General features: G+C 60.8%; 27 protein-coding genes. 17 read left to right on the top strand and 10 right to left on the bottom strand.

Annotation, left to right across the window (positions count from 1 at the left end; translation table 11 throughout):
- Nucleotides 1–32: 32 nt before the first annotated feature.
- Nucleotides 33–1538, bottom strand: coding sequence for a choline-sulfatase (gene betC, locus ACSBLW_RS09995; protein WP_435256484.1), 1506 nt, complete (start codon nt 1536–1538; stop codon nt 33–35).
- Between the two features lie 267 nt (nt 1539–1805).
- On the opposite strand from betC, the gene ACSBLW_RS09990 reads away from it, so the two are divergent.
- The 6 genes from ACSBLW_RS09990 (at nt 1806) to ACSBLW_RS09965 (ending at nt 9879) form a co-directional block, all read left to right on the top strand.
- Nucleotides 1806–3869, top strand: coding sequence for a CocE/NonD family hydrolase (locus tag ACSBLW_RS09990; protein ID WP_435256483.1), 2064 nt, complete (start codon nt 1806–1808; stop codon nt 3867–3869).
- Between the two features lie 102 nt (nt 3870–3971).
- Nucleotides 3972–5555, top strand: a complete 1584-nt coding sequence (locus ACSBLW_RS09985; protein WP_435256482.1) for an ABC transporter substrate-binding protein — start codon at nt 3972–3974, stop codon at nt 5553–5555.
- 12 nt (nt 5556–5567) lie between these two features.
- Entirely contained in the window at nt 5568–6524 is a 957-nt protein-coding gene (locus ACSBLW_RS09980) for an ABC transporter permease (RefSeq protein WP_435256481.1), read from the top strand.
- A complete protein-coding gene (locus ACSBLW_RS09975; RefSeq protein ID WP_435256480.1) occupies nt 6521–7333 on the top strand; it encodes an ABC transporter permease in 813 nt (270 codons plus the stop codon). Before ACSBLW_RS09980 ends, ACSBLW_RS09975 begins: the two co-directional genes overlap by 4 nt.
- Nucleotides 7330–8964: an ABC transporter ATP-binding protein gene (locus ACSBLW_RS09970; protein WP_435256479.1), complete on the top strand. Its 1635-nt coding sequence runs from the start codon at nt 7330–7332 to the stop codon at nt 8962–8964. Before ACSBLW_RS09975 ends, ACSBLW_RS09970 begins: the two co-directional genes overlap by 4 nt.
- 78 nt (nt 8965–9042) lie before the next feature.
- Entirely contained in the window at nt 9043–9879 is an 837-nt protein-coding gene (locus tag ACSBLW_RS09965) for an alkaline phosphatase family protein (RefSeq protein ID WP_435256478.1), read from the top strand.
- A gap of 33 nt (nt 9880–9912) precedes the next feature.
- On the opposite strand, the gene ACSBLW_RS09960 is transcribed toward ACSBLW_RS09965, so the two are convergent.
- Nucleotides 9913–10191: a DUF4242 domain-containing protein gene (locus ACSBLW_RS09960; RefSeq protein ID WP_435256477.1), complete on the bottom strand. Its 279-nt coding sequence runs from the start codon at nt 10189–10191 to the stop codon at nt 9913–9915.
- Between the two features lie 158 nt (nt 10192–10349).
- Here ACSBLW_RS09960 and ACSBLW_RS09955 point away from each other — a divergent pair, with 158 nt between their 5' ends.
- Entirely contained in the window at nt 10350–12059 is a 1710-nt protein-coding gene (locus ACSBLW_RS09955; protein WP_435256476.1) for a hypothetical protein, read from the top strand.
- Nucleotides 12060–12086: 27 nt separating this feature from the next.
- Here ACSBLW_RS09955 and ACSBLW_RS09950 read toward each other — a convergent pair whose 3' ends face one another.
- Together ACSBLW_RS09950 and ACSBLW_RS09945 are read right to left on the bottom strand one after the other, a co-directional pair.
- Entirely contained in the window at nt 12087–12833 is a 747-nt protein-coding gene (locus tag ACSBLW_RS09950) for a class II aldolase and adducin N-terminal domain-containing protein (RefSeq protein ID WP_435256475.1), read from the bottom strand.
- Nucleotides 12830–13753 carry an alpha/beta hydrolase gene (locus tag ACSBLW_RS09945; RefSeq protein WP_435256474.1) on the bottom strand — a complete coding sequence of 308 codons (924 nt, stop codon included), beginning with the start codon at nt 13751–13753 and terminating at the stop codon, nt 12830–12832. Before ACSBLW_RS09945 ends, ACSBLW_RS09950 begins: the two co-directional genes overlap by 4 nt.
- A 152-nt stretch (nt 13754–13905) precedes the next feature.
- Here ACSBLW_RS09945 and ACSBLW_RS09940 point away from each other — a divergent pair, with 152 nt between their 5' ends.
- On the top strand, nt 13906–14337 hold the full coding sequence (locus ACSBLW_RS09940) for a hypothetical protein (protein ID WP_435256473.1): 432 nt from the start codon (nt 13906–13908) through the stop codon (nt 14335–14337).
- A gap of 102 nt (nt 14338–14439) precedes the next feature.
- Here the strand turns inward: ACSBLW_RS09940 and ACSBLW_RS09935 are convergent, their stop codons facing one another.
- From ACSBLW_RS09935 to ACSBLW_RS09920, 4 genes are all read right to left on the bottom strand, one after another.
- Nucleotides 14440–14646, bottom strand: a complete 207-nt coding sequence (locus ACSBLW_RS09935) for a cold-shock protein (RefSeq protein WP_435256472.1) — start codon at nt 14644–14646, stop codon at nt 14440–14442.
- Between the two features lie 201 nt (nt 14647–14847).
- Nucleotides 14848–15057 (bottom strand): hypothetical protein, encoded by a 210-nt coding sequence (locus ACSBLW_RS09930; RefSeq protein WP_435256471.1) that lies wholly within the window; start codon nt 15055–15057, stop codon nt 14848–14850.
- 76 nt (nt 15058–15133) lie between these two features.
- Nucleotides 15134–16045, bottom strand: coding sequence for a DMT family transporter (locus ACSBLW_RS09925; protein WP_435256470.1), 912 nt, complete (start codon nt 16043–16045; stop codon nt 15134–15136).
- 1 nt (nt 16046) lies between these two features.
- Nucleotides 16047–16931: a LysR family transcriptional regulator gene (locus ACSBLW_RS09920; RefSeq protein WP_435256469.1), complete on the bottom strand. Its 885-nt coding sequence runs from the start codon at nt 16929–16931 to the stop codon at nt 16047–16049.
- Between the two features lie 208 nt (nt 16932–17139).
- On the opposite strand from ACSBLW_RS09920, the gene ACSBLW_RS09915 reads away from it, so the two are divergent.
- Entirely contained in the window at nt 17140–17661 is a 522-nt protein-coding gene (locus ACSBLW_RS09915; RefSeq protein WP_435256468.1) for a hypothetical protein, read from the top strand.
- A 78-nt stretch (nt 17662–17739) separates the two neighbouring features.
- Here the strand turns inward: ACSBLW_RS09915 and ACSBLW_RS09910 are convergent, their stop codons facing one another.
- Nucleotides 17740–18459 (bottom strand): hypothetical protein, encoded by a 720-nt coding sequence (locus tag ACSBLW_RS09910; protein WP_435256467.1) that lies wholly within the window; start codon nt 18457–18459, stop codon nt 17740–17742.
- 359 nt (nt 18460–18818) lie between these two features.
- Between ACSBLW_RS09910 and ffh the strand changes: the two genes are divergently transcribed.
- From ffh to trmD, 7 genes are all read left to right on the top strand, one after another.
- The gene (gene ffh / locus ACSBLW_RS09905) at nt 18819–20327 is read left to right on the top strand and encodes a signal recognition particle protein (RefSeq protein WP_435256466.1); all 1509 of its coding nucleotides are present in this window, start codon (nt 18819–18821) and stop codon (nt 20325–20327) included.
- A gap of 7 nt (nt 20328–20334) precedes the next feature.
- A complete protein-coding gene (locus ACSBLW_RS09900) occupies nt 20335–20631 on the top strand; it encodes a chorismate mutase (RefSeq protein ID WP_435256465.1) in 297 nt (98 codons plus the stop codon).
- 44 nt (nt 20632–20675) lie between these two features.
- Nucleotides 20676–21029 carry a 30S ribosomal protein S16 gene (gene rpsP / locus ACSBLW_RS09895; protein ID WP_435256464.1) on the top strand — a complete coding sequence of 118 codons (354 nt, stop codon included), beginning with the start codon at nt 20676–20678 and terminating at the stop codon, nt 21027–21029.
- A gap of 44 nt (nt 21030–21073) precedes the next feature.
- Nucleotides 21074–21238 carry a hypothetical protein gene (locus tag ACSBLW_RS09890; protein WP_435256463.1) on the top strand — a complete coding sequence of 55 codons (165 nt, stop codon included), beginning with the start codon at nt 21074–21076 and terminating at the stop codon, nt 21236–21238.
- On the top strand, nt 21235–21744 hold the full coding sequence (gene rimM / locus ACSBLW_RS09885; protein ID WP_435256462.1) for a ribosome maturation factor RimM: 510 nt from the start codon (nt 21235–21237) through the stop codon (nt 21742–21744). The genes ACSBLW_RS09890 and rimM overlap by 4 nt, the downstream gene beginning before the upstream one ends.
- Nucleotides 21745–21867: 123 nt before the next feature.
- Entirely contained in the window at nt 21868–22767 is a 900-nt protein-coding gene (locus ACSBLW_RS09880; RefSeq protein ID WP_435256461.1) for a hypothetical protein, read from the top strand.
- Nucleotides 22768–22816: 49 nt separating this feature from the next.
- Nucleotides 22817–23641, top strand: coding sequence for a tRNA (guanosine(37)-N1)-methyltransferase TrmD (gene trmD / locus ACSBLW_RS09875; protein WP_435256460.1), 825 nt, complete (start codon nt 22817–22819; stop codon nt 23639–23641).
- Between the two features lie 4 nt (nt 23642–23645).
- On the opposite strand, the gene ACSBLW_RS09870 is transcribed toward trmD, so the two are convergent.
- On the bottom strand, nt 23646–24539 hold the full coding sequence (locus ACSBLW_RS09870) for a DMT family transporter (RefSeq protein WP_435256459.1): 894 nt from the start codon (nt 24537–24539) through the stop codon (nt 23646–23648).
- Between the two features lie 125 nt (nt 24540–24664).
- Between ACSBLW_RS09870 and ACSBLW_RS09865 the strand changes: the two genes are divergently transcribed.
- Nucleotides 24665–25693 (top strand): trans-3-hydroxy-L-proline dehydratase, encoded by a 1029-nt coding sequence (locus ACSBLW_RS09865; RefSeq protein WP_435256458.1) that lies wholly within the window; start codon nt 24665–24667, stop codon nt 25691–25693.
- Nucleotides 25694–26025 lie beyond the last annotated feature (332 nt).

Here is a 26025-nt window from a genome sequence, read left to right as displayed (position 1 = left end):
GGCATCGAGCCCCGGGCGACGGCGTTGCCACGTCACTCGCCGCGCGGGAATCTCTTTGCTTCTTCCAGCACGTTCAGGTCCATGTGATTGCGCATATAGCGTTCGGACGCGGCCCGAAGCGGCTGGTAATCCCACGGGAAATAGGCCCCGTTGCGCAGCGCCTCGTAGACCACCCAGCGGCGGGCTTGGCTTTGCCGCACTTCGGCGTCAAAGGCGGCCAAGTCCCAGCGGGCATCGGCAGCCTTGCGGAAATAGGCGAGGATTTCTGCGGCCTTGGGTTCTTCGACCAGATTTTCACGCTCTTCCGGATCATGCGCGAGATCAAAAAGCATGTCGGGGTCGGCCGGGCAGCGAATGTATTTCCATGCGCCTTCGCGCAGACCGACCATCGGCGTGATCGTGCCTTCGGCGGCATATTCCATCGCGACCATCGACCGCTTTCCACCCTGCGCCAAAGGCAAGAGGTTTTCGCCATCGGTCCAAGGCGCGACCTCCCCCAGATCAACACCGGCAAGCGCCGCAAGGGTCGGGGTAACGTCAATCGTCGAGACCGGGTCCGTGATCAGGCCGGGGTCGATGCCGGGGGCCGAGATCATCAGGGGCACACGCGCCGAGCCTTCGAAGAAGTTCATCTTGAACCAAAGGCCGCGCTCGCCGAGCATATCGCCGTGATCCGAGACGAAGATCACGATCGCCTCTTGGCGCGTTGCCTCGAGCACCGAGAAAATCTCGCCGATCTTGTCGTCGATATAGGAGATATTGGCGAAATAGCCTTGGCGCGCACGGCGGATATGGTCGTCTGTGATGTCGAAATTTCGCCAGTCGCAGGCATCCATCAGACGTTTGGAGTGGGGGTCTTGGTCATCGTAGTCGATCGCCTTAGGTGGGTCGAGTTCCGGAATGCCTTCGTAAAGATCCCAGTATTTGCGGCGGGCGACATAGGGGTCATGCGGGTGTGTAAAGCTGACCGTCAGGCACCACGGGCGGGCGTCGCCGCCGCGTGAGAGATCATAAAGTTTTTGCACGGCCTGAAAGGCCACGTCATCGTCATATTCCAACTGGTTGGTGATCTCGGCCACGCCTGCGCCCGTGACCGATCCGAGGTTGTGATACCACCAGTCGATCCGCTCTCCCGGTTTGCGGTAATCGGGGGTCCAACCGAAATCGGCAGGGTAGATGTCGGTAGTCAGGCGTTCCTCAAAACCGTGCATCTGGTCGGGGCCGACGAAATGCATCTTGCCCGACAGTGCTGTCAGATACCCGGCGCGGCGCAGGTGGTGGGCATAGGTCGGAATGTCCGAGGCGAATTCGGCCGCATTGTCATAGACCCGCGTCCGGCGCGGCAATTGCCCTGACATGAACGAGGCGCGGGCAGGCGCACAAAGGGGCGAGCCGGTGTAGCAATTCTGGAACCGCAGCGAATGTTCAGCCAAACGCCGCAAATTCGGCGCATGGAGAAAGGAGGCAGGGCCGTCGGGAAAGAACGTCCCGTTCAACTGATCGACCATGAGGATGAGAATATTCGGCTGGTCGGTCATGCGTTTCTCCGCTTTGGGCCGGGGCGGCGTTGCAAGGAACACCTGGCCTTGGAACGTCAATCATTTCGGTTGCTGGCGACGCGCCGATTTCCACGGCGAGAGGATGTTGCCCGCGATCCAAATCCGGGTCGGGGCCGCCTGTCAACCCGCGCTGTTCACCTCGTGTCTCAAGACAAAATTCTTGTCGCAAATTGCTGACTTAGGTCGCTTTAGCGGCTTGATCGGGGGGCGAACCTCGTGTGCAAATGGTGGGGATCGGAGATTGAAATGACCGTACACCACCCGGCGACTCGCGATGATTTTCCTTACCGGTTGATGGAGATCGAAGACCTCCGGATCCCCCTTCCAGACGGGACAAAACTTTCGGCGCGGGTTTGGATGCCCGACAACGCGCCTCAGTCCCCGGTTCCAGCAGTGCTGGAATACATTCCGTATCGCAAACGGGATGGCACCTTGCCCCGGGACGAGTTGATGCACCCTTATGTTGCTGGTCACGGCTATGCCTGCGTGCGCGTCGACATGCGCGGCAATGGCGACAGTGAAGGCCTGATGAGCGATGAATACACTGCTCAGGAACTGCAGGATGCCTGTGATGTGATCGCTTGGCTTGCGGCGCAGGACTGGTGTTCGGGTACGGTCGGGATGATGGGGAAAAGCTGGGGCGGCTTCAATTGCCTCCAAACCGCTTTCCTTCAGCCTCCCGCCCTGAAGGCGGTGATTTCGGTCTATTCGACGACAGACCGCTTTGCCGATGACATTCACTACAAGGGCGGTTGCCTTTTGGGCGAGAACTTCGGCTGGGGCGCGGTGATGCTAAGCTATTCCAGCCGCCCAGCCGACCCGGCCTTGCGCCCAGACTGGCGCGAAGATTGGCTGAAGCGGCTGGAGGCCCAACCTTGGCTTGCGCCGCGCTGGGCCGGACATCAGGCGCGGGACGATTACTGGAAACACGGGTCGATTTGCGAAGATTTTTCGCGGATGCAGGTGCCCGTCCTGTCGTTTGGCGGCTGGGCTGACGGCTATATGAACACGGTCGATGCCTTGGTCCGCAATGTGGGTGCCAAGGGAATTGTCGGGCCTTGGGTCCATCAATATCCGCATACTGCCGTGCCGGGGCCGGCAATCGGTTTTCTGCAGGTCGCTCTCCGCTGGTGGGACCGCTGGCTGAAAGGCATCGAGAATGGGGCCGAGTCAGACCCGGCCTATCGGGCTTTCATGCTGCATTCGGCACCGCCTGATGCCTGCGCAAAAGAGCGAGAGGGGCATTGGGTTGCCGAGCCGATCTGGCCAAGCCCACAGGTTTCGGAGGTTGCGCTGCATTTGGCGGCAGAGGGGGGGCTGTCTGCCCCCCAACGCGCTTTGCCTGCGCAAAGCGCTTCCCCCCGAGGATATTTGAAGACAGAAAATGGGGACGAATTTTCGGCTGTCGTTGCCACTCCGCAGCATTTGGGGATGCAGGCCGGAGAGTTTTTCCCGATGGGGTTGAACGGCGAAATGCCGGGGGATCAGGCGGGCGAAGATTCCGTGTCGCTTTGTTTTGAGGGCGAGGTGTTGGAGACCCCGCTGGAACTGCTGGGGGCGGCAAAACTGCTGTTGCGGCTGTCATCGGACAAGCCCCTGGCCTTTGTTGTGGCGCGGCTTTGCGATGTGGGGCCGGATGGATCATCGGTGCGGATCGCTCATGGGATGTTGAACCTGTGCCATCGGGAAGATCGGGCAGACCCGCGGCCCATGGTGCCGGGCGAAGAGGTCGAGGTCGCTTTCCTGCTGGATCAGATGGCTTATCAATTGGCGGCAGGCCATCATTTGCGGCTTGCCTTGTCGACTACCTATTGGCCCTTTGTCTGGCCCTCTCCCGAGACGGCTGTGCTGACGATCACGGCTGGGCGATTGACTCTGCCCGTGCGGCAGGGCGCGACCGAGAGTTGGGAACCGCCTGGGCCGGAGATAGCAAAGCCCTGGCACCATCGGGTGCTTCGCAAGGGAAAGACGCGTCGTTTTGTCGAGCAGGATCTGATCGCGGGCACGCAGGCCCTGGTGGTCGAGGACGACCTTGGCGAGCATGAAAACATGACCCATGGTCTTTGCACGGGGGAGGCCATGTCAGAGCGCTGGCAGATCCGTCCGGACGATCCGTTGTCGGCAATCGCTGAGCATCGGTGGGAACAACGCCTCTGGCGCGGCGATTGGTCGGTACGAACCGAGGCCTGGGCCAGAATGACGGCCACGGCCAGTCATCTGATCCATGAGGCGCGGTTAACTGCTTGGGAAGGCGAAGAAGAAATTTTTTCGCGCAGTTTTCGAGAGGATGTGCCGCGCCGCTTTGTATGAATCTTCGCAACCGCTCGCAAAAGTGTTTGCGTTTGGGCGCATGCGGGTTACTGATTCACCAATCAACAAAAAAACGAAAAGAACCAAACAGGGAGACAACATATGTCAGAACAACTGGATCGCTTTATTGCTGCCGCGCGCGCGGGGCGTATGAACCGTCGTGAATTTGTGGGCCGTACCACGGCTTTGGGCCTTTCTGCGGGTCTCGCTTCGGCACTTTATGGCAAGGCCGCGCAGGCACAGGCCAAGAAAGGCGGGCTGCTGCGCGCCGGTATGCAGGGCGGTGAATCGACCAACTCACTGGACCCGGCTCTGGCCGCGTCAGAAGTGCCGTTTGCCATCAACATGACTTGGGGCGAGATGCTGGTCGATGTTGGCGCCTCGGGCGAGATCCAGTACCGACTGGCCGAAGAGATCAGCGCGAATTCCGATGCGACCGAGTGGAAGTTCAAGATCCGTCAGGGTGTTGAATATCACAACGGCAAGACCGTCACCGCCGATGATGTGGTGGCAACCATGCGCCGCCATACCGACGAGAAGTCGCAGTCGGGCGCGCTGGGCATCGTGCAAGGCATCACCGAGATGTCTGCGGAAGGCGATATGGTAACAATGAAGCTGGCCTCGGGCAGCGCCGACTTCCCCTTCCTGATGGCCGATTACCACCTGATCATCCAGCCGAATGGTGGCGTGGACAACCCGGCCGAGGGTGTGGGCGCGGGCCCATACAAGGTCGTGGTAAACGAGCCGGGCGTGCGCCACGGCTTTGAGAAGTTTGCGAATTACTGGGATGCCGATGTCGGCCATGCCGATCAGGTGGAAATCATCGTCATCAACGATGGCACAGCCCGCGCGGCCGCGCTGCAATCGGGTCAGGTTCACATGATGAACCGTGTTGACCCGAAGATCGCCGAACTGATCGGTCGCGTGCCGGGAGTTCAGGTCAAGCACGTTGCGGGCCGTGGCCACTATGTCTTCATCATGCATGTCGACAAGGCTCCGTTTGACAATGTCGACCTGCGTATGGCGCTGAAGCTGGCGATCAACCGGGGTGAGATGGTCGAAAAGATCCTTGGCGGCCTTGGCTCGCCGGGCAACGATTTCCCGATCAACTCGGCCTATCCACTGTTCGATGACACCATCCCGCAGCGAGAATACGATGCTGCAGCGGCGGCCGAGTACTACAAGAAATCCGGCCATGATGGTTCGCCCATCATCCTGCGCACGGCTCAGGGTGCCTTCCCGGGTGCTGTCGAGGCCGCGCAGCTGTTCCAGCAATCGGCTCAGGCTGCTGGCATTCCGCTGGAAATCAAGCGCGAGCCTGATGACGGCTATTGGTCGAACGTCTGGAACGTCGAGCCGTTCTGCGCCTCGTACTGGGGTGGCCGTCCGGTGCAGGACCAGATGTATTCGACCGCTTACCTGTCGACCGCGGAATGGAACGACACCAAGTTCAAGAACGCCAAGTTCGATGAACTCTTGATCGCTGCACGCGCCGAACTCGACAGTGCCAAGCGCAAGGGCATGTATTCGGAAATGGCGCATATCCTGCGCGACGAAGGCGGCCTTATCCTGCCGATGTTCAACGATTTTGTGGACGGTGTCCGCGACGAGGTTGGCGGTTGGGAGCCCGATCCGAATGGCGAGTTGATGAACGGCAAAGCGCTGTCGCGCTGCTGGGTCGCCTAAGGGAACGGCCGCGTGCATCCGATCATAACCTTGGTGGTCCAGCGCCTTGCGCTGGGCCTCCTCCTCCTTCTCGCCGTCTCGGCCGTGATCTTCCTCGGCGTCGAGATGCTGCCGGGCGATACTGCCCAAGCCATTCTTGGCCAATCCGCGACGCCGCGCGCGCTGGAAAACCTGCGCGCCGAGATGGGCTTGGACCAGCCCGCGCTGACCCGCTATTTCCACTGGCTGGGCGGAATCATGACGGGCGATCTGGGCACGTCGCTGACGAATAAATCCGACATTGCCAAGGACATTGGTCAGCGCTTGGGCAATACCTTGTTCCTTGCCTTCTGGGCCGCCGTGATCTCGGTGCCGCTGGCCATCCTCTTGGGTTTGATCGCGGCGCGTTACAATGGCCGTTGGCCCGACAAGCTGATTTCTGGCGTGACCCTCTCGACGATTTCGCTGCCGGAATTCGTGGTGGGCTATATCGTGCTCTACTTCCTGGCTGTGAAATGGCAGCTTTTCCCTTCTGTCGCGATGGTTTTCCCAGGCATGGGTGTGCTTGAACGGCTGAACGCCGTTATCCTGCCGGTGATCGTCTTGGTGCTGGTGGTCTTGGCCCATATGATGCGGATGACCCGCGCGGCGATCCTGAACGTCATGCAATCGGCCTATATCGAAACGGCTGAATTGAAGGGTCTCGGCCCGATGACGGTGATCTGGAAGCATGCCTTCCCGAATGCCATTGCGCCTGTTGTCAACGTGGTGATGTTGAACCTTGCCTATCTGGTGGTGGGTGTCGTCGTGGTCGAGGTGGTGTTCGTCTATCCGGGCATGGGCCAGTATCTGGTTGACCATGTGACCAAGCGTGACCTGCCGGTGGTGCAGGCCGTGGGTCTGATCTTTGCTGCCGTCTATATTGGCCTGAACATTCTGGCCGATGTGATTTCCATTCTTGCCAACCCAAGATTGAGGCACCCGAAATGAGGATGCCAATCTCTGCCATCATCGGCCTGATCCTGACCGGCGCCTTCTTCCTAGGCGCGCTTCTGGCCGATTTCATCGCCCCTTATGGCATGGCCGAAGTGGTCGGCGGTGTTTGGGACCCGGTCTCGTCGGACCATTGGTTCGGCACTGATGCGATCGGCCGCGATATGCTGACCCGCATGATCTATGGCGGTCGCACGACCATCTATGTCGCGACCGCGGCCACGATCCTGTCCTTTACCACGGGGTCCATCCTTGGCTTTACCGCAGCCGTTCTGGGCGGCTGGCCCGATCAGGTGCTGTCGCGCTTTGTCGATCTTGCCATGTCGATCCCCTCGCTGATCCTTGCGCTGGTGATCTTGTCGGTGACCCCGGTGACGATCCCGGTGCTGATCCTCGTCATCGGCCTTCTGGACGCAACGCGGGTGTTCCGCCTCTCACGCGCGGTCGCCGCTGACATCGTGGTGATGGACTATGTCGAGGCTGCACGCCTGCGGGGCGAGGGCTGGGGCTGGATCATCTTCAGGGAAATCCTGCCAAACGCCTTGTCGCCGCTGGTGGCTGAACTGGGCCTGCGCTTCATCTTCGCGGTGCTGTTCATTTCCACGCTGTCCTTCCTTGGCCTTGGGGTGCAACCGCCAATGGCGGACTGGGGCGGCATCGTGAAGGAAAACTCGGCCGGTCTGGTCTATGGCATCCCGGCAGCACTGATCCCGGCCTTTGCCATCGCGGCGCTGGCGATCTCTGTAAACCTCGTTGCCGACTGGGTGCTAAGCCGCACCACCAGCCTGAAAGGGGGCCGGGGATGACAGCACCCTTGCTGACGATTACTGGCCTTCGGATCGAAGCCACCGCCTACCCACCGGGCGAGCCGCCAAAGGACGTGGTCTTGGTGGACGGCGTCAACCTCACCCTGCAAAAGGGCAAGGTGCTGGGTTTGATCGGAGAGTCTGGCGCAGGCAAATCGACCATCGGCCTGTCCTCGATGGCTTTTGGCCGGGGCGGAGTGCGCCTCACCGGCGGGACGATCAACCTGAACGGGCGCGACATTCGTCTTGCCAATGCCAGCCAGCTTCGCAAGCTGCGGGGGCGCGAAGTGACCTATGTCGCCCAATCCGCTGCGGCGGCCTTTAACCCGGCGATCACCCTGATGGATCAGGTGATCGAGACCTGCCTGTCGCATGGGGTGATGGGCCGGGCCGAGGCGGAGGCGCGCGCCGTCATGCTGTTTGGCAAGCTGGGCCTGCCAAACCCCGAAACCTTTGGCAAACGCTATCCGCATCAGGTCTCGGGCGGGCAGCTCCAACGGGCGATGACGGCCATGGCGCTCTGCCCCAAGCCCGATCTGGTGATCTTTGACGAACCGACCACGGCGCTGGATGTGACCACCCAGATTGACGTTCTGGCCGCGATCAAAGAGGCGATCCACGATACCGGCGTGGCCGCCCTTTACATCACCCACGACCTTGCCGTTGTGGCGCAGGTGGCCGACGACATTCTCGTGCTGCGGCATGGCAAGATGGTGGAATATGGCAGCACGGGCCAGATCATCAAAGCCCCCACCGAACCCTACACGCAGGCCTTGGTCTCGGTCCGCTCCATTGATCACACCGAAAAACCCGAGGCCCTGCCGATCCTCGCCGTGCAAAACGTCACGGCTCGCTATCGTGGCACGAATTTCGACGTGCTGAAGAATGTGAATGTGGCCGTCGCGCCGGGCCAAACCCTTGCCATCGTCGGCGAAAGCGGTTCAGGTAAGTCCACCCTCGCACGCGCCATCACCGGTCTCTTGCCCCCGTCGCAGGGCAAGATCACCTTCGCCGGGCGCGATCTTTCCCGCGAACAACGCGCCCGCACGCGCGATGATCTGCGGGAAATCCAGATGATCTACCAGATGGCTGACACGGCGATGAACCCGCGCCAGACGGTTGGCACGATCATCGGACGCCCGCTCGAATTCTACTACGGCCTCCGGGGCGATGCCAAGAACAAGCGGATTCAGGAACTTCTTGACCAGATCGAGATGGGCAAAGGCTTTGCCGACCGCTACCCTGCGGAACTCTCCGGCGGCCAAAAACAGCGTGTCTGCATTGCGCGCGCCCTTGCCGCCAAGCCAAAGCTCATCATCTGCGATGAGGTAACCTCGGCCCTCGACCCGCTGGTTGCAGACGGCATCCTGAAGCTGCTTCTCAGCCTTCAGGCGGCAGAAGGTGTGGCCTATCTCTTCATCACCCATGACCTTGCGACGGTCAAAGCCATCGCCGACAAGATCGCGGTCATGTACCGTGGTCAGGTCGTGCGTTACGGACAGAAATCCGATGTCCTCGCGCCCCCCTTCGACGACTACACCGACCTGCTCCTGTCCTCGGTTCCCGAGATGGAGCTGGGCTGGCTGGAACAGGTCCTCTCCTATCGCAAGATGGAGAGCGCCGGGAACTGATCATTTTCTGTCCTTAAATATCCCCGCCGGAGGCATCCGCCGCGTGCGGCCCGTGACTGGGCGGGGCAGGAGCGTGACATGAACCGCAAACTGCTGCTGATCATCATCGACGGCGTGCCCTATCGCAACTGGCGGCGCCTGTTCGGCAATCTCGAGGGCTGGGTCCAGCGAGGTGACGCGCGGGTATGGCGGATGCGGGCGGTTCTGCCCTCGACCTCGGCCTCTTGCTACGCCTCGATCCATACCGGCGTGCCACCTCAGGTGCATCGGGTCTGGGGCAATGAGGCCGTATACAAACTGGACCTGCCCGACATCTTTTCCGAATGTGCCAAGGTCGGCAAACGCACCGGGGCTGTGACCCACAGCTTCTGGTCCGAATTCTTTCAGCGCGCGCCCTTCGATGTCGTGCGCGACATCGAATATGATGAAGAGGCCGGCCCGATCCACCACGGGCGCTTTCACACCATGACAGGCTACGGCAACATCAACCAGATGACGCCCTCGGATGTCGATCTCTTTGCCACGCTCACCCGTCTGGCCGAGGTGAAGGGGATCGACTACGGCATCCTGCATACTTGCACGCTCGATAGCATGGGGCACCGGTTCTACCACGATTGCGAAGAGATGGATGACGCCTGCTACAAGATGGATGCGATGCTGGCCCCCTTTGTCCAGCGCTGGCGCGATCAGGGCTACGAGGTGATCGTGACCGCCGATCACGGACAGGATGAGCGCGGCCATCACGGCGGCACGGGCGAATTGCAGCAAGACTTCGCCTTCTACTATTTCGGCGACAGCGACATGCCCGGCAAAGACGTCGTGCTTGATCAGTTGTCGCTTGCCCCGTCCATCCTGACCCGGCTTGGTGTGCCTGTGCCAGAAACGATGAAGGCCGCGCCGTTCCTTTCGGCCTAAGTCCCGGCGCGGCCCGGCTGGCACTGGGGCGTTTCAGGCCGCAGCGCCTGTCTTGGGCCCTATCATCGAGGAAATCTCGGTGATGCTGTCCACCGGGAAGCCACCACGTTCGGCGTGGAGCCGAATGACGTCCGGCCCAGATGCCTCATGCACGCAGAACAGCTTGTCGCCTGCGACATAGGTGTGTTCCCAGGTGTAGGGCTCACCCAACCCGGCAACGATGGCGTTCGATTTGGTCGCAATATCGCGCAATTCTTCGGCGGTCAGGGTATTTGCACCGGGGACAGTCCGTTCGATCAGATAGCGTGGCATGGGATCCTCCTGTTTGTTGCGGTTTTCCGTCGGCGAGAATCACTTTTCGCAAACGCCCGTGTGCGCCAGAGTTGGGAGACGGGAAATATGCGCGTGGGCGGCGCACACGGTCGCGCACACGGTCTGGGTCCAGTCGTCCCAAGACGGGGTAGGGGCGCATGAAGATAAGGCTGATGGGCAATCCGGCCGTCACTGATGATGACGGCAACATTCTCCCTGTCCGGGGCTTGCAGTCCTGGGCCGTGCTGGCGCGTGTTCTGCTTTCCCCGCGCCCGCTCTCCCGACGTCAGATTGCGGCTGAACTCTTTCCTGAAACGGTAGATCCCCTTGGGTCGCTGCGATGGTGCCTTGCCAGTTTGCGCCGTGCCCTTGGGGCAGAAACCCTGACTGGTGATCCCGTGGTCGCCAATCTTCCGGCTGGCATCGTCGTCGATGCGCTTTGCCTAGATGACCCGGCCTTTGACCCGCTGACCGCCGGAGATTTGCTTGAAGACAGCGCGCCCGCGGCCTCTGGAGCGGAATTTGAGACATGGTTGCTGGTCGAGCGCGCCCGGCTTGCCGCGCAACTGGATGCACGGTTGCGCCGCGACGCATTGGACACCTTGGCCAATCAGGGTGCGGAAAAGGCGCTTCTCTTGGCTCGGTACGCGGTGCAGCGCCAACCTTTTGACGAAGGCGCGCATGTGCTCTTGATCCGCGCCCTTGTCATGGCGGGCCATGTGGATGCGGCGCGCCAGCACGCCTTCCGTGTTGAAGAAGAATTCCAGCGCGAACTGGGCTTGGCCTCGGTTCCCGCGCTTCACAGCGCCGCTCGCGGAAGGCTGTCCGATCCGCCCTCTGGGCCGGGACCAGAGATGGTGGTCAAAACACTGCTACAGGCTGGAACCGCCGCGTTGAATGTTGGCGCAATTGATGCGGGCCTGGATTGCCTGCGCCGTGCCGCTCATCAGGCCCAAACCCTAGACGACCTGTCGCTGCAGGCACAGGCACTGGCCGAACTCGGGGCGGCGTTGATCCATTCCGTCAGAGGGCAGGATGATGAAGGCATCGTCCATCTGAGCCTTGCCGAAGAGCTTGCGCTGAAAAGCCAGGAACGCGCCGTTGCCTGCCGCGCTGTGACCGAGTTGAGCTATGCCGATGCTTTGGCAGGCAGGCGGCCGGATGCCCAGCGATTGGCAAAGCGGGCTTTGGCGCTTGCCGATGACGATCCGGCGCGATTGGCAACCGCACATGCTTTTGCGGGGTTCAATCTGGCCGATTGGGGCCGTTTTGACGAGGCTGATCAGGCCTATGCAATCTCTTTGGCCGCAGCCAGAGACGCAAGTGATTTACGCCGTCACGGCTGGGCTCTGGGCCTAGGGGCATGGGGTAAACTACGGTCCGGAAGAGCAGATCAGGCCATAGACTGGGCCGAACAATGCATAGACACCTGCGCTCAACTGGAATGGCTGTCCTTCCGGCCTTGGCCGGAAACAGTGCTGGCCGAGGCGCAACTTGCCTGCGGTGCCGATCCGTCATGGGTGCGGTCCTCTGTTCAGCCAGCGCTTGCCATGGCCGGGCAACTGGCAGACCCGTGCTGGGGGGCAGCGGCTTGTCGGGTGGTCGCCCTAACCCATGAGAAAGAGGCGCGGGAGGAGGAAGCGCTGCACTGGCTCACGCGCGCGGCAGAGGCGTTCCAAGGCGTGAGCGACCCCTATGCCGCCCTGCAAGTGCGCATCCTTTTTGATCGGACAAGATTGACGCTGTCGCAAGATGCCGAGGCCGGGCAAAGCCTGCTGCGGCAATTGCTTGTCGCAGCAGCGCGGCTACACGCCGAAACAGAAATGGATCAGGCCCTCTCTCTTCGGGCAACGGCCAGAACGGTCTAGGTTTCCAGCGCGAAAAGCACTGACGCGTCAGTCAGCGTAGCTATCTCCGTCACTATCAAGCAAAGCCTTGATCTCGCGCAGAAAATCTTCCGCGAAATCGGGATAGGCTTCCCACTCTCCGGCCGTCTTTTCCGCAATCGCATCTGGCAGATAGCGCAACTCCTTGCCTGTCTGTAGGGCGCGAATATAGGTCTCGGCTGCACGCTCGAAATAATAAAGCCGATTAAAGGTCTCCGCGACCGTTCGGCCAATGATCAGGACGCCGTGGTTGCCCATCACCATGGTATGGATTTTCGGGTTCGACAAAAGCTGCACGCAGCGCGCGGCCTCTTCTTCAAACGCCATGCCGCCATAATGGTCATCGACGACCACGCGGTTGTGGAACATGGCCGTGTTCTGGTCGATGGCGGGCAAACGCGAATCCGCAAGGCTGGCCAGAACGGTGGCGTGAATCGAATGGACATGCATCGCGCAGCGGGCATGGGGGCAGGCACGGTGAAGGCTTCCATGCAACCCCCAAGCCGTTGGGTCCGGCGCATCTGGCCGATCCATCGTTGAAGGATCGTTGGCGTCTATTTCAACCAAGGAACTGGCAGTGATGCGGGAAAAATGCCGCCCCTTTGGGTTGATCAGAAACCGCGTGCCCTCGGGGTTCACGGCAAGGCTGAAATGGTTTGCCACCGCTTCATGCATGTTCAGACGTGCGGTCCAGCGAAAGGCCGCAGCCATATCGGTGCGCTCGGCCCAATGGGCGATATTGGCGTGGTCTTTCATGGCTCTTCTCCAAAGGGCCACTGACCCGCGGCAAAGGCCGAGATCGTGGCGGTGATGCGGTCAAAACTTTCGCGGGCGCGACCCACCGTGTGGCGCGCGCGCAAATAGCCGTGCACCAGTCCCGGTTCGGTCACGGCATGGGCAAGCCCACCGGCAGATCGGATCTTTGCCGCATAGACATGCGGATCATCGGCCAGGGGATCGCATTCTGCGGCAATCGCCAGGGTTGGCGGCAGGCGCGAAAAATCTGTGTCATCCAAGGCATTGGATGTGGGGTCTGCGCCACTTGGTTCCTTCCCCCCGTGGCGGATGGCCCAATAGTATTTCACATCGGCGGTGGTCAGCATCGGCGCGTTTGCATGTGTCACATAGCTGCCTGCGTTGCGATCACCGCCAAGGCCCGGATAGATCAAGACCTGCCCCAAAATCTTGCCGCTGTCTCGCATCCTGCCAGATACCGAAGCCGCCAAATTACCGCCTGCACTATCGCCAGCAAGAATGATCGGCCCATCCACACTTTGTGCCACGGCAAGGCAATCGTCATAGGCGGCAGGATGGATATGTTCGGGGCAAAGCCGGTAATCCACCGAGATCACAGTCATCCCTGTTGCGGCCCTGATCTCGGCACAGACATCGTCATGGCTGTGCAAACCGCCGACAACAAAGCCGCCTCCGTGGAAATAGAGCACAACCGGCCCTGTGCCGGGGTAACGACGGCAGGGGACGCCAGAAATCGTCTCATCGACCGCAGTGACACCTTCAGGGTATCCCGCATGAAACCTCCGGCACATTCTGTCGTAGATGTCGCGCTGCTGCTGGATGGTCAATGAAATGGCATCCGGGGGGTATTCCGCATCGGTTTGCCGAATGAAAGCCCAAGTCTCGGCGTCAATAAGGCTTTGGTAATCCGGAATTGTCATCCTGTATTCTGCCCTGACCGTTCACTGGCCAATGATTGGCGCGCCAACACGGTTGCGGCAAGGGCGAAGGCGCCGCGTCACTACCTTTTAGTGTATATAAAAACTGCGAACGATCTGCCGTTTGAGTAGTTGAGCAAATAAAAGGGCACATCATGCAACTCCTCCGGCTTTCAGATCAGAGTATCTCAGAGGTCAAAAGCCTATTCGAGGCTGTTCTCGTGACTGCCGAGGGGGCTTTGGGAACCACTGGACGTCGTCTGATGGGCCTAAAGGCACAGGTCGACGTGCGCGATCAGTTGTTTGATGTCCTCTCGGATCTTACAGATGATCCAAGACTTGCGGATGTTATTGTCGTGGATTGTGATGGCTATGGTGGGCTTGAGGCAGTCCAGCGTGCGCTGGGCCGACTGTGCCAAGATGATCGCCGCGCCCCGGTCATCCTGATCTCAAGCGAGTGCAAAGAACAAGTTTTTCCACAACGCCGCTCGGAACCAGTTTGCCTGCGTGCCCCCGTTTCCTCTGTGGCGATGCGGGTCGCAATGGAAACGACGCTGCAAAGCAAGTTTCCCCATGTAATGAGTTAGGTTGGCGCCAGCGCTCGTCTGTCCGCTTCAACCAATTGCCGTGAAATGAAAACGGGCACCCGCGATGGCAGGTGCCCGTTTCCATTTCTAGCGAAAATCGGCTCAGGCGAGAGCCAGATTGGTCGCCGACTCACGGCCATCGCGGCCTGCTTCGATGTCGAAAGTGACCGGCTGGCCATCCTTCAGGCTGGTCAGACCAGCGCGCTGCAGTGCGGTGATGTGAACGAAAACGTCCTTCTTGCCGCCTTCCGGGGCAATAAAGCCGTAGCCTTTGGTTTCATTGAACCATTTCACGGTGCCCTTGGCCATCGTGAAGTCTCCTTTGATAGTCCCGCCCGCGGAAGTGCGACGGTTCGGCGCAGTCAGCTGATAGTCGATTGCTGTGCCGAAGTCGGAGACAGTGGTCGAATTAGATAACGTCGCAGCGCTGATATGGGGCGAAATACCGCGAAAATCAAGAGAAAATGCGCCCTTAGGGCTGTATCACCCGGATCGGTGGCACGGTCGAGGTCAGGCGGATTGCGACTGGCGGACCCGGTCGGTGCTGTCCGACATGCGGCGTGGCAGCAATGCGGTCAGCAGCCCCAATCCGGTGAAGGAAAAGCCAATGCCAAACCAAACGGCGACGGCGACAAGAAGACCAGTCTGAACAACCAACAGGGCGGCAATCGCCGAAAAGAACCCCAGCACACCACCCGTGACGATAAATATTGCAGCCATGTCTTCCACTCCTGATCTTCCTGCAGGCTGAAAGCCAATTGCGGCAGCAATTTGGCGTAAGATGGAAGCTATGAGGTCATGGTTTCGAACTGGTTAACACTTCCCGCTTTTCATCCAGTAAAAGCCACAAGGCCACGACAGTCAGCGCAACTCCCGCCAAAACGGCCGAAGGTGGCGCGGTGCGGCCCAAGGTCAATTCCCAAAGAATCACCCAGCTTGGCGTCAGATAGGTATAGGCCATGACCTTGGACGACGGCAGGCGCAGGCTGGCATATTGCACCAAGACAAAGGTCACCGCGCTTGCGATCACGGCAATATAGGCCAGCGTGATCCAGACAATCCCCGGCAAAGCGGCCCAATCGGTAGCACCTATGGCGGGGGCCGCCCAAAGCGTGACCAGAACGCTGCCCGCAAGCATGGTGCCAAAGGTAAAGGCCAAGGCGGACTCGCCCCGATTAAGACGCCGGACCATCGGCGTATAAAGCGCATGCGCCGCGCAGCCCCAGAAATAGATGGCTTCACCACGCCCCACCTCGAACCGCATCAAGGCCGCGAGATCGGCGCGAAAGATGACCCACAGCGCCCCAACGGCCCCCAAAGTCAGCGCCAGCGCCATGCGCCCTGTCATCCCCTGACGCATCAAAAGCCAGCCAAACCCCGCCGCCATGACTGGCGTCAGCGTAAAGACCGCCGCCGTTGATACCGCAGGCGCGGTTTTCAACCCTTCGAACATCAGAACGAAGTAAATGGCCATCAAAGAGCCCAAGACGCCATAGCGCCACGGCGCGGCCCAGTTCCGGCGTTTGACCCCGCCCGTTGCAAAGGCAACAGCGCCCACCAGAACCGACGCGATCACAAACCGAACGGCTGTCAGGGCCGAGGCGTCGACGAAAGGTGCGGCCATCGCACCCAGACTGAAAGAGCCTGCCACCAAGGCCGAAAAACTCAGCATGGCGATATGGCCCTTTTGGCCCTCGCTTAGCGCCATCTCAGACCTTCCAGCCCTTGGCTGCGTCTTTCAGATGCTGAAGGAAGGCCTGCACCTTGCGCGTGCGGTGAAGATCCACATGGGTCACCAGCCACAATTGCGCTTCCCATTCCGGACGTGGCGCAAGGATCTCGACCAGATTCGGGTCTCCTTCCGCCTTGAAAGCAGACATGAACCCAATCCCCGCGCCCAAACGAACAGCTTCATCCAAAGCCGCCGGTTCCGTGCTGCGAAACGTGATGCGCTCGGGCGGAACCTGCGCCATCAGCCAGCGGTAAAAGGGCGCCCGCGTCGCTTCATTGTCGACGCAGATGAAGCTGTGCTTGTCGAACTCGCTTTCATCCTTTGGCAGGCCATGACGCTCGACATAGGATTTCGAGGCATAAAGCCCGGTGCGAATGGGCGACAGGGGTTGCACCACGTTATCGGGCTCTTCCGGCGCCGCCCCGGCCCGAATGGCAACATGCGCCTCGCCATAATCCAGCCGGAACACACGCATATCGGTCAGGAAGCGAACACTTACACCGGGATAGGTCTCCTGAAAGCTGGACAGGATCGGCACAAGAAGACTCGCGGCCCCGGCAATCGACGTCACCACCAATTCACCGGTGACCGCCTCCCCCTGTCCTTTGATCCGGCTGGCCAATTGCGCGAACTGTTCTTCGGTTGTTTGCGCGACAGACAAAAGATCGCGTCCAGATTCTGTCGGCGTGTAGCCCCGTGCGTGGCGCTGAAACAGCTTGGTTCCCAGCGATTTTTCCAGCGCATCAATGTGCCGTATCACCGTCGCGTGATGCACCCCCAGAACCTCGGCTGCCCCCGAAACCGTGCCAAGCCGGGCTACCTGAAATGCGGTTCTGATTTCGTCCCAATTCGGTAGCGGCATGGTGTTTTTCCCCTGTCTAATCACAGATGCTCACTGAATCGTGCTGTGCAACCATGCACAGAACTACCGCTAAATTTCTGAATTTCAAAGGAAAAAATTAGGCCCATGTTCAGTGCATGCCGATCGGCGAACCGAAAAGACCGACCGACAGAAAGTCAAACCTCGCCCGTTCAGGGCACATCGAATACGCAAGACGAAAGGAAACATCATGCGTCGTTTCACCCTCTCCGCCCTCGCAATTGCCGCCGCCCTGTCGGGTGGTGCAGCCCTTGCCCAGTCGGTTAATCCGGGCATCGCTCAGCTTGCCGCCTCGGCTGGTGTATCGGCAGAAGGCTTCACCCAGGCCCAACTGATCCGTCTGGTTCAGGCACAGCAAGACAATGACCGCGAAACCATCGACTTCATCCTGTCGCAGCGGTCGTCGAACGTGACCCGCTCGGACATGGGTGGCGTTACCCCCGGTGCCGCTCAGATGGCAGCCAGCCTTGGCGTCGAGCCGGGCCGTTACACGCTGAACGAACTGATCCGTCTGGAGCGTGCCGTTCAGGCGAATGATGCCGAAACCATCGACTTCATCCTCTCGGGCACCATCCGCGAACAGGCAGGCGATACCACCTCGAACGCCGGTGCCCTGCAATTGGCTGCCCTTCTGGGTGTCAACGCCGGTGACTATTCGCTGGCACAGCTGACTGCGCTTTACGAAGCCCAGTACGGCAGCGATGACAACTGATCCTGTCTTTGAACTGCTCCCACAAAGCCCGTCAGACAATGCGTCTGGCGGGCTTTCCGTTTCTGGCAGGGCAGTCCTTTATCCCTCGGCGCGTTTTGGCGCTAATTCCTGCAACCGGCGCAAACTTTCCCGGTCTTTCTGCAAATGCCGCAACGCCTTGTTGACCAGCCCTGCGCTACGCGGGGGCAATAAGGCCGTGACGGCTTTGAGGTCCATCCCGCGCGCCAAAAGAAAGGCGGCCAGCGCATGGGCGCGTGTTGTCTGCCGCAGATAGCCCTGCCAACCCGACTGTTCGGCCCCTGCCATCTGCAACAGCCCCAATCCCATGCAAATACACATCAGATCGGTCGAAAGTTCTTCCGCCTCCTCTCCTCCGGGTGGCAGTTCCGGAAGCCCGCGCAACACATGGTGCATGACCTCGTGACCCATCGTGGCCAAAAACGAAACGGGGAGCGCCCGCATGTCTTCGGGATCATAGCGGATCAGCGCAGTGCCTGCGTCGCCCTGCCATGTCCCTGCCACCTGCACAGCGCTTGTCGGATCATACCGGTATTCCGCTTTCAGGCGGTCCAAGGGCAGTAGATCAATCTGCGCCTCGGGAATTCTCAGGATGCGCTTGAAATCGGCAAGCAAGGCTGCTGCGGTTTTCTGGGCATCCCCGGATGGCGCGGTAAAGAAGCTGCGGTCCAAGGTGACCAGCGGCGTGTCGGCCCTCAGCAACCCCATATCGGCGGCCCATTCGAACTGCTCCATGACCCAAAGATGTGTGTCGCCAGAAACGGGGTATTGAAAAAACATGAACTCATTGCCTTGGCTGAAAATGAAGTGAAGCCTATTTCGGGGGCTGCGAAGGTCAATAGCGCATTACCCAGCCCCTTTGAGGCCGGTCAGGGTCTCGCGATGACCGTCGAATTGGCGCTTATCGGCTCGAACGGGCAATGAATAAAGGCCGTTTTGCCCCTGCCGCTTGACTCTGCCGCCCAGAACCCCTATCCCCCGCCCCAATTCCCCGGAGGCCAAAGCTTCCGGTCCCTTGGGTATTGACCCGGGATCGCCATCTGCCAGCGCGTTGCGCCCGCAGGTGCTCTTCCGCTTTGCCCTTGGTCCCGCCATAAGTCGGCCCCATATGACCGGGGTCAAAGTCAGGAGTGACGCGCATGTTTGAAAGCCTCTCAGAACGCCTTGGCGGAGTCTTCGACCGCCTGACCAAGCAGGGCGCACTGACCGAGGCTGACGTGACCGCCGCCCTGCGCGAAGTGCGCGTGGCCCTGCTTGAGGCTGACGTTTCGCTGCCTGTCGCCCGCGACTTCATCAAGCGCGTGCAGGAAAAGGCAACCGGCGTCGCCGTCACCAAGTCGGTCACCCCCGGCCAGATGGTCGTCAAGTTCGTCCATGACGAGTTGGTGAAATTTCTTGCCGGAGACGGCCCTGCCGATGCGCTGAAGATAGACAACCCGCCCGCCGCCATCCTGATGGTCGGTCTGCAAGGCTCGGGGAAAACCACCACCACCGCCAAACTTGCCAAGCGTCTGAAAGACAAGAACGGCAAGCGCGTGCTGATGGCCTCGCTTGATACCAACCGCCCTGCGGCGATGGAACAGCTTGCCATCCTCGGCGGCCAGATCGGCGTCGACACCCTGCCGATCGTCAAGGGCGAAACTGCCCCGCAAATCGCCAAGCGCGCCAAGACCCAAGCCAGCCTTGGCGGCTATGACGTTCTGTTCCTTGATACCGCGGGCCGCTTGCACATCGACGAAGTGCTGATGGACGAAGTGCAATCCGTCCGTGACATCGCCCAACCGCGCGAAACGCTTCTGGTCGTCGATGGCCTGACCGGTCAGGATGCTGTCAACGTCGCCACCGAATTCGATGGCAAGGTCGGCATCTCTGGCGTCGTGCTGACCCGTATGGACGGCGATGGCCGTGGCGGTGCCGCCCTGTCGATGCGCGCCGTGACGGGCAAACCCATCCGTTTCGTCGGCCTTGGCGAAAAGATGGACGCGCTGGAAACGTTCGAGGCCGAGCGTGTCGCAGGCCGCATCCTTGGCATGGGTGACATCGTCGCCCTTGTCGAAAAGGCGCAGGAAACCTTCGAGGCCGAACAGGCCGAACGCATGGCGCGCCGCTTCTCCAAGGGTCTGTTCAACATGAACGACCTGAAGATGCAGCTGGAACAGATGATGAAGATGGGCGGTATGCAGGGCCTGATGGGCATGCTGCCGGGCATGGGCAAGATGGCCAAGGCCGCCGAAGAGGCTGGCTTTGACGACAAGATGCTACGCCGCCAGATCGCGCTGATCAACTCCATGACCAAAAAGGAACGCGCCAACCCCGACATGCTGCAAGCCAGCCGCAAAAAGCGCATCGCCGCCGGGGCCGGGCTGGAAGTGTCCGAATTGAACCGCCTGCTGAAACAGCACAAGCAGATGGCCGATGTCATGAAGAAGATGGGCAAAGGCGGCGGCATGAAGCAGATGGTCAAGCAGATGCTGGGCAAGGGCGGTATGCCCGATCCAACCAAGATGTCGCCCGAAGAACTGGAAGCCGCAGCCAAGGGTATGCGGGAAGGCATGGGGGGTATGCCCGGCCTTGGCGGGGGTTTCCCGGGAATGCCGCGCGGCATGTCGCTGCCTTCGGGCCTCTCTGGCCTGATGAAGAAGAAGTGAGGCCAAGATGACCAACGCCGCTTCTCTGGCCGCTGAAATCCTGAAACACCACCGCGAGTCGATCGACCGTCTGGATGCGATCCTCGTCTACACTTTGGCCGAACGCTTCAAGCACACGCAGGCCGTGGGCAAGCTGAAAGCCGAACATGACCTGCCACCCAGCGACCCAAGCCGCGAAGCGCGCCAGATCGAACGTCTGGAATGGCTGTCGAAAGAAGCCGACCTAGACCCCGAATTCGCCAAGAAATTCCTGACCTTCATCATCTCCGAAGTCATCAGGCATCACGAAAAACTGCAGAAATAACCGGCCCTTCCGCCGGTACACGCCATCTAAAAGGAGTTACTCAAATGGCAACGAAAATCCGTCTCGCCCGTGGTGGTTCGAAAAAGCGTCCGCACTACTCGATCGTTCTGTCCGACTCGCGTATGCCGCGCGACGGCCGCTTCCTCGAAAAGCTCGGCACCTATAACCCGATGCTCGCCAAGGACGACGAGAACCGCGTGAAGATGGACGTCGAGCGCATCAAGGCCCTGCTGGCCACCGGCGCTCAGCCGACCGACCGCGTTGCACGCTTCCTCGAAGCCGCTGGCGTTCTGGCCAAGAAAGCCCGCAACAACGCCAAGTCGGGCGTCCCGGGCAAGCAAATGGCAGAACGCGCTGCCAAGAAGGCCGCCAAGGCCGCTGCTCCGGCAGAAGAATAATCCTCTGGATCTTCAAATTGCTGGCGGTCCCCACGGGGGCCGCCATGCTTCCCGGTTTTGGGCTTTTGCGCCGGGGGGTGACGATCGGCCTTTGTGCCACCGCCTTCTGGGCAGGAATGCAGTTCGAACGGGCCATTGCACCCGACCGCTGCCTTGATTCCGGTGGGCGCTACACTGTCGCGGGTTGCGAAAAGGGACCAGCACCATGACCGCCTCTGACCGGATCTGTGTCGGCTCGATTGCGGGCGCTTTCGGCGTTCAGGGCGAAGTCCGTCTCAAATCCTTCTGCGCCGACCCCGAAGCGATTGCCGATTACGGTCCGCTTTACACCGAAGATGGCAGCCGCAGCTTTACGGTAAAACTGACCCGCCCGGTTGCGGGGGGGCTTGGCGCCCGTCTTTCCGGCGTAACCACCAAAGAACAGGCCGATGCCTTGCGCGGAACTTCGCTTTTTGCCGAACGTGCGCGCCTGCCCAAATTGCCCGATGACGAATTCTACCACACCGATCTGATCGGCCTTTCGGTCTTTGATACGGGCGGTGCCCTGCTTGGTGTCATTCGCGCCATTCACAACCACGGTGCGGGCGATATTCTGGAAGTCGAAGGTCAAGGCCGCAAGCAACCGCTGCTATTGCCCTTTACCCTTGCCGTCATTCCCACTGTTGACCTCGCCTCTGGGCGAGTTGTTGCCGATTTGCCAGAGGGATTGGAGTGACCTTTCCTGATGGAGAGGATTTCGGCCTCAAAAGACTGGACTGATCGGTAAAAGTTCTGCACCCTCAGGTTTAAAAAGACCAAACCCACTCTCCGTGGATCGTATGTAGTGCAGGCAGTTCATATGCAGACTAAGCTTCGATTGGTGATGGCGGCTTCCGCTCTCCTTTATTTCGGACCGTTGTTGGCCGGTCTGACAGGAATGGGTTGGAACGCGGTTCCCGTGTTCATCGCGCTTTTCGCGCTCTGGCTTGTGGTGATGCGCCCGAAAGACTGGCCGCGTCAATTCTCATCCTGGTCGGGCGAAACGCTCGTTTCTGCCTTCGCTCAGGTTGCGGTCAACGCCCTGATCGTGATTGCCCTCTTTGCGGCGGGTCGTGGTATCGGCGCGGTTGCGGGCTTTGTGCCGAACATCCCGCCCTACATTCCTGTGGGTCTGTCCTTTCTTGCCACGCCTCTTGCCCGTCTGGTCTGGGACCCGGTCAAGGGCGAAGCCGTGGATCAGCTCTTGGATGATGCCCTTCGCCAGATCAATGATCCGGCCTTTCGCCCCCTGACCGTTGGCCCCGGCGATGTCATGGTGGATACCTTGCTTGATCTGCCCGATGATGCCGATCCCCTGTTGACGGCCGAGGCACTCGATTCCGCCCTCCGCGGCCGCGAAGGCACCATTCGCCTGTCTCTGATCGAAGACGCGCTGGAATATACCGAACCCGAACGCCTTGGTCTGCGTCATGGTCTGATCCTCTGGGCCACCGATCCGGCGCGCCACCCGAACGAAGAGGTTCGTGGCGGCCCGGCAACCGCCTTTTCACTGGCCGGTCTGCGCCCTGAGCTGCTGATGACCTTTGCCACGCGCGGGCTCGATCTTCTGCGCAAGACGCCCGCCATGACCGCGGCCTTCCCGGAATCGCGCGACGTGGAAATGACCATCGACGCAAGCCAGCCTGCCGCGCTGCAAAGCGCCCTCGCGGCCTTGGCAAACCAGATCCGCAGCGCCGAGGAACGCAGCCTGCGCGGATAGGGCACCGATTCCCTTTGCGCCGCCCCGCTGGCCCCGATAAAAGCCGCGCATGTCTGATACGCCCAATCCCAAACCCAAGTCGCATGGCCGCCTGTCCATCCGTCCCACGCTGCAACCGCGGGATCTGATGGCTGGGCCTCCGCCCGTGCGCGGGGCTTGGGCTGCCCGGATCGTGACCCTGTTCCCCGAGGCTTTCCCCGGCACGCTTGGTCAGTCCCTGACCGGCAAGGCACTGGACACCGGCAAATGGCGGCTGGATACCATCGACCTTCGCCCCTTTGGCATCGGCAAACACCGCAATGTCGATGACACGCCCGCAGGGGGCGGCGCGGGCATGGTCCTGCGCGCCGATGTCGTCGATGCCGCCCTGCGCGAGGCGATGGCAGGCGTCACCCAACCGCGCGAAAAATGGCCTCTGGTCTATCTCTCCCCCCGTGGCAAACGCTTTGACCAAGCCATGGCCCGCCGCTTCGCCGCCTGCGATGGTCTGACCATGCTGTGCGGTCGGTTCGAAGGTGTCGATCAGCGTGTGCTGGACCATTGGCAAATCGAAGAGGTCAGCCTTGGCGATTTCGTCCTGACGGGCGGCGAAATAGCGGCGCAGGCCATGCTGGATGCCACGGTCCGCCTGTTGCCGGGCGTTTTGGGAAATGCCGAAAGCATCGCCGAGGAAAGCCATTCCCACGGGCTTCTGGAACATCCGCAATTCACCAAACCCCCGGTCTGGGAAGGCCATGAAATCCCGCCCGTGCTCTTGTCGGGCAATCATGCCGAAATCGCCAAATGGCGCCGCCAACAGGCCGAAGACCTGACCGCCGCCCGCCGCCCCGACCTTTGGGCCGCCCATCAGGCCGCACAAAAGCCGCGGAAATAACGCTTCAGCTTTGCCGCACCGGCCTGCGCGGCCGCCCCAGCGCCAAGGCCACCGCCACCCCGGCCCCCAGAACCATCGCCATCCCGAGCAGGCTTAACGGCTCTGGCATATGGCCGAAAACCACCCATCCCAGCACTGCCGACCACATGATCTGCACATAATGCACCGGGGCCAGCACCGCGGGCGAGGCCACGCGATAGGCGGCTGTAAATAGAAAATGCCCCCCCGTCGCAAAGGCCCCGATCAGCACGAACAGCACCAGATGCAAGGGCGGCGGCATCTCGGAAGGCATCGACGGTGCCGCGATCACACACAGGATCACCGACCCGATCACCGCCACATGGAACATCAGCGAAATCGTCGACTCGGTCCGCGTCAGCACCCGCGTCAGCAGGTGATAGGCGGTGGAAAGACAGGCATTGACCAAGGCGAAAACCACGCCCAAAGGCTCCAGCCCGCCCCCCGGCCGCATCACCAAAAGCACACCGGAAAAGGCGAATACCGCCCCAAACCAGGCCGCAGGCTTGACCTTTTCGCCCAAAAGCGGCCCCGAAAGCAGCATCACGGCAAAGGGCGACAGATAGACGATCGACACCGCCTCACCCACCGGCATCAGCTTCAGCGCCAAACCCATCGTCAGCGAGGCAAATCCCAGAACCACCCCCCGCAGCCAGACTAGCTTTGTCCGGTTCGTTCGCCACAGCGCCCGCCCATGCCGGGGAAAGACAAAGATCAGCAGCAAGACCACATTCACCACATAGCGCACCGCCTGAATGAACGAGGCCGGATAATGCGGGGACAGGAATTTGGTGACCGTATCGGTGCAGGCAAAAAGAAAGACCGCGCTTGTCACGATCGCCACCCCTAACAGGGGGTTGCCGTCCGGGTTTTGGGTCATCGCATCTGCTTTCTTGCGTCACGCCCAGTAGTTGCCCCCAACTTAATCGCATGCAAGGCCAATCTTGCCCTTGCAGCAACCGGTTGCATCCGCGCACCATTCCGGCAACAGCCACAGGGGGCGCCATGCGCAGCACCAAGACCATTCACGTCATCTCCGCCCATGCCGAAGGCGAGGTGGGCGATGTCATCGTGGGCGGCGTCGCCCCACCTCCGGGCGATACCATCTGGGAACAAAGCCGCTTTATCGCCCGCGATGGGGCCTTGCGGAACTTCGTGCTGAACGAACCGCGCGGCGGCGTCTTTCGCCATGTCAACCTTCTGGTCCCACCCAAAGACCCGCGGGCAAGCGCCGCCTTTATCATCATGGAGCCCGAAGACACCCCGCCCATGTCCGGCTCGAATTCCATCTGCGTCTCGACCGTCCTGCTTGACAGCGGCATCCTTCCGATGACCGAACCAATCACCGAGTTCATCCTAGAGGCCCCCGGCGGCCTTGTCCCCGTGCGCGCTGACTGCCGTGATGGCAAGGCACAACGCATCTTCGTGCAAAACCTGCCCAGCTTCGCCCAGAAACTGGATGCAAAGCTTGAGGTTGAAGGGATTTGCACCCTGACGGTCGATACCGCCTTTGGTGGCGACAGTTTCGTGATGGTCGATGCCGCCGCCATGGGCTTTTCCCTGACGGCGGACGAGGCGCACGATATCGCCAAACTGGGCGCACGGATCACCAAGGCCGCGACAGAGGCCATTGGTTTTCACCACCCGACCAACCCCGATTGGCGGCACTTTTCATTCTGCCTCTTTGCAGGCCCCATCACCCGCGACGCCCAAGGGCTCAGAGCAGGGGCCGCCGTCGCCATTCAGCCCGGCAAGGTTGACCGCTCGCCCACCGGCACCGCGCTTTGCGCCCGTATGGCTGTTTTGCACGCACGCGGGCAAATGGGGCTCGCCGATAACCTGACCACGGTCTCGCTCATCGGCTCTACCTTCAATGGCCGCATCCTTGGCACGACCACCGTGGGCGATATCCCCGCCATCCGCCCTGAAATCAGCGGCCGCGCCTGGATCACCGGCACGCATCAACACATGCTCGACCCTGACGACCCCTGGCCCCAAGGCTACCGCCTCTCCGACACTTGGGGCGCAAGGTAATCCGTGGGCTGGGCTTCAGCCCGACTCCCCAGACAACAGCGTAGGTCGGGGCTTGCCCCGACTCTTTTATCCACGGCTTATGCTGGGGCCGAACCGGGAGCTTCCCTCTCCTTACTGTCGGATTTGCCAAAGCAAATCAGACCGCGCCCCCCCGCCCCCCCCGGGGGCCGGGCGCGATATATCGCTCCCACCCCCGCGTGTCGGGCGCGGTCCACTTTGCTGAAACCGTATGTTCAACTCCTTCTTCCGGTTTGAAACTGTGCCTCAGGCCAACCGCCCAAAGCCCCTTTTCGCGCCGCATTCTTCCCCAATTCCTAAAATTTCCCTAATCC

It is taken from the genome of Thioclava sp. FR2, assembly GCF_051200875.1.
GTDB lineage: Bacteria > Pseudomonadota > Alphaproteobacteria > Rhodobacterales > Rhodobacteraceae > Pseudotabrizicola.
The sequence above is the reverse complement of the archived record's forward strand: the minus strand, read 5'-3'. Positions and strand labels throughout refer to the sequence as shown.

Coding starts and splice junctions, on each gene's coding strand:
- betC (WP_435256484.1), bottom strand. CDS start 1,538: ATGACCGACCAGCCGAATATTCTCATCCTCATGGTCGATCAGTTGAAC.
- ACSBLW_RS09990 (WP_435256483.1), top strand. CDS start 1,806: ATGACCGTACACCACCCGGCGACTCGCGATGATTTTCCTTACCGGTTG.
- ACSBLW_RS09985 (WP_435256482.1), top strand. CDS start 3,972: ATGTCAGAACAACTGGATCGCTTTATTGCTGCCGCGCGCGCGGGGCGT.
- ACSBLW_RS09975 (WP_435256480.1), top strand. CDS start 6,521: ATGAGGATGCCAATCTCTGCCATCATCGGCCTGATCCTGACCGGCGCC.
- ACSBLW_RS09970 (WP_435256479.1), top strand. CDS start 7,330: ATGACAGCACCCTTGCTGACGATTACTGGCCTTCGGATCGAAGCCACC.
- ACSBLW_RS09965 (WP_435256478.1), top strand. CDS start 9,043: ATGAACCGCAAACTGCTGCTGATCATCATCGACGGCGTGCCCTATCGC.
- ACSBLW_RS09960 (WP_435256477.1), bottom strand. CDS start 10,191: ATGCCACGCTATCTGATCGAACGGACTGTCCCCGGTGCAAATACCCTG.
- ACSBLW_RS09955 (WP_435256476.1), top strand. CDS start 10,350: ATGAAGATAAGGCTGATGGGCAATCCGGCCGTCACTGATGATGACGGC.
- ACSBLW_RS09950 (WP_435256475.1), bottom strand. CDS start 12,833: ATGAAAGACCACGCCAATATCGCCCATTGGGCCGAGCGCACCGATATG.
- ACSBLW_RS09945 (WP_435256474.1), bottom strand. CDS start 13,753: ATGACAATTCCGGATTACCAAAGCCTTATTGACGCCGAGACTTGGGCT.
- ACSBLW_RS09940 (WP_435256473.1), top strand. CDS start 13,906: ATGCAACTCCTCCGGCTTTCAGATCAGAGTATCTCAGAGGTCAAAAGC.
- ACSBLW_RS09935 (WP_435256472.1), bottom strand. CDS start 14,646: ATGGCCAAGGGCACCGTGAAATGGTTCAATGAAACCAAAGGCTACGGC.
- ACSBLW_RS09930 (WP_435256471.1), bottom strand. CDS start 15,057: ATGGCTGCAATATTTATCGTCACGGGTGGTGTGCTGGGGTTCTTTTCG.
- ACSBLW_RS09925 (WP_435256470.1), bottom strand. CDS start 16,045: ATGGCGCTAAGCGAGGGCCAAAAGGGCCATATCGCCATGCTGAGTTTT.
- ACSBLW_RS09920 (WP_435256469.1), bottom strand. CDS start 16,931: ATGCCGCTACCGAATTGGGACGAAATCAGAACCGCATTTCAGGTAGCC.
- ACSBLW_RS09915 (WP_435256468.1), top strand. CDS start 17,140: ATGCGTCGTTTCACCCTCTCCGCCCTCGCAATTGCCGCCGCCCTGTCG.
- ACSBLW_RS09910 (WP_435256467.1), bottom strand. CDS start 18,459: ATGTTTTTTCAATACCCCGTTTCTGGCGACACACATCTTTGGGTCATG.
- ffh (WP_435256466.1), top strand. CDS start 18,819: ATGTTTGAAAGCCTCTCAGAACGCCTTGGCGGAGTCTTCGACCGCCTG.
- ACSBLW_RS09900 (WP_435256465.1), top strand. CDS start 20,335: ATGACCAACGCCGCTTCTCTGGCCGCTGAAATCCTGAAACACCACCGC.
- rpsP (WP_435256464.1), top strand. CDS start 20,676: ATGGCAACGAAAATCCGTCTCGCCCGTGGTGGTTCGAAAAAGCGTCCG.
- ACSBLW_RS09890 (WP_435256463.1), top strand. CDS start 21,074: ATGCTTCCCGGTTTTGGGCTTTTGCGCCGGGGGGTGACGATCGGCCTT.
- rimM (WP_435256462.1), top strand. CDS start 21,235: ATGACCGCCTCTGACCGGATCTGTGTCGGCTCGATTGCGGGCGCTTTC.
- ACSBLW_RS09880 (WP_435256461.1), top strand. CDS start 21,868: ATGCAGACTAAGCTTCGATTGGTGATGGCGGCTTCCGCTCTCCTTTAT.
- trmD (WP_435256460.1), top strand. CDS start 22,817: ATGTCTGATACGCCCAATCCCAAACCCAAGTCGCATGGCCGCCTGTCC.
- ACSBLW_RS09870 (WP_435256459.1), bottom strand. CDS start 24,539: ATGACCCAAAACCCGGACGGCAACCCCCTGTTAGGGGTGGCGATCGTG.
- ACSBLW_RS09865 (WP_435256458.1), top strand. CDS start 24,665: ATGCGCAGCACCAAGACCATTCACGTCATCTCCGCCCATGCCGAAGGC.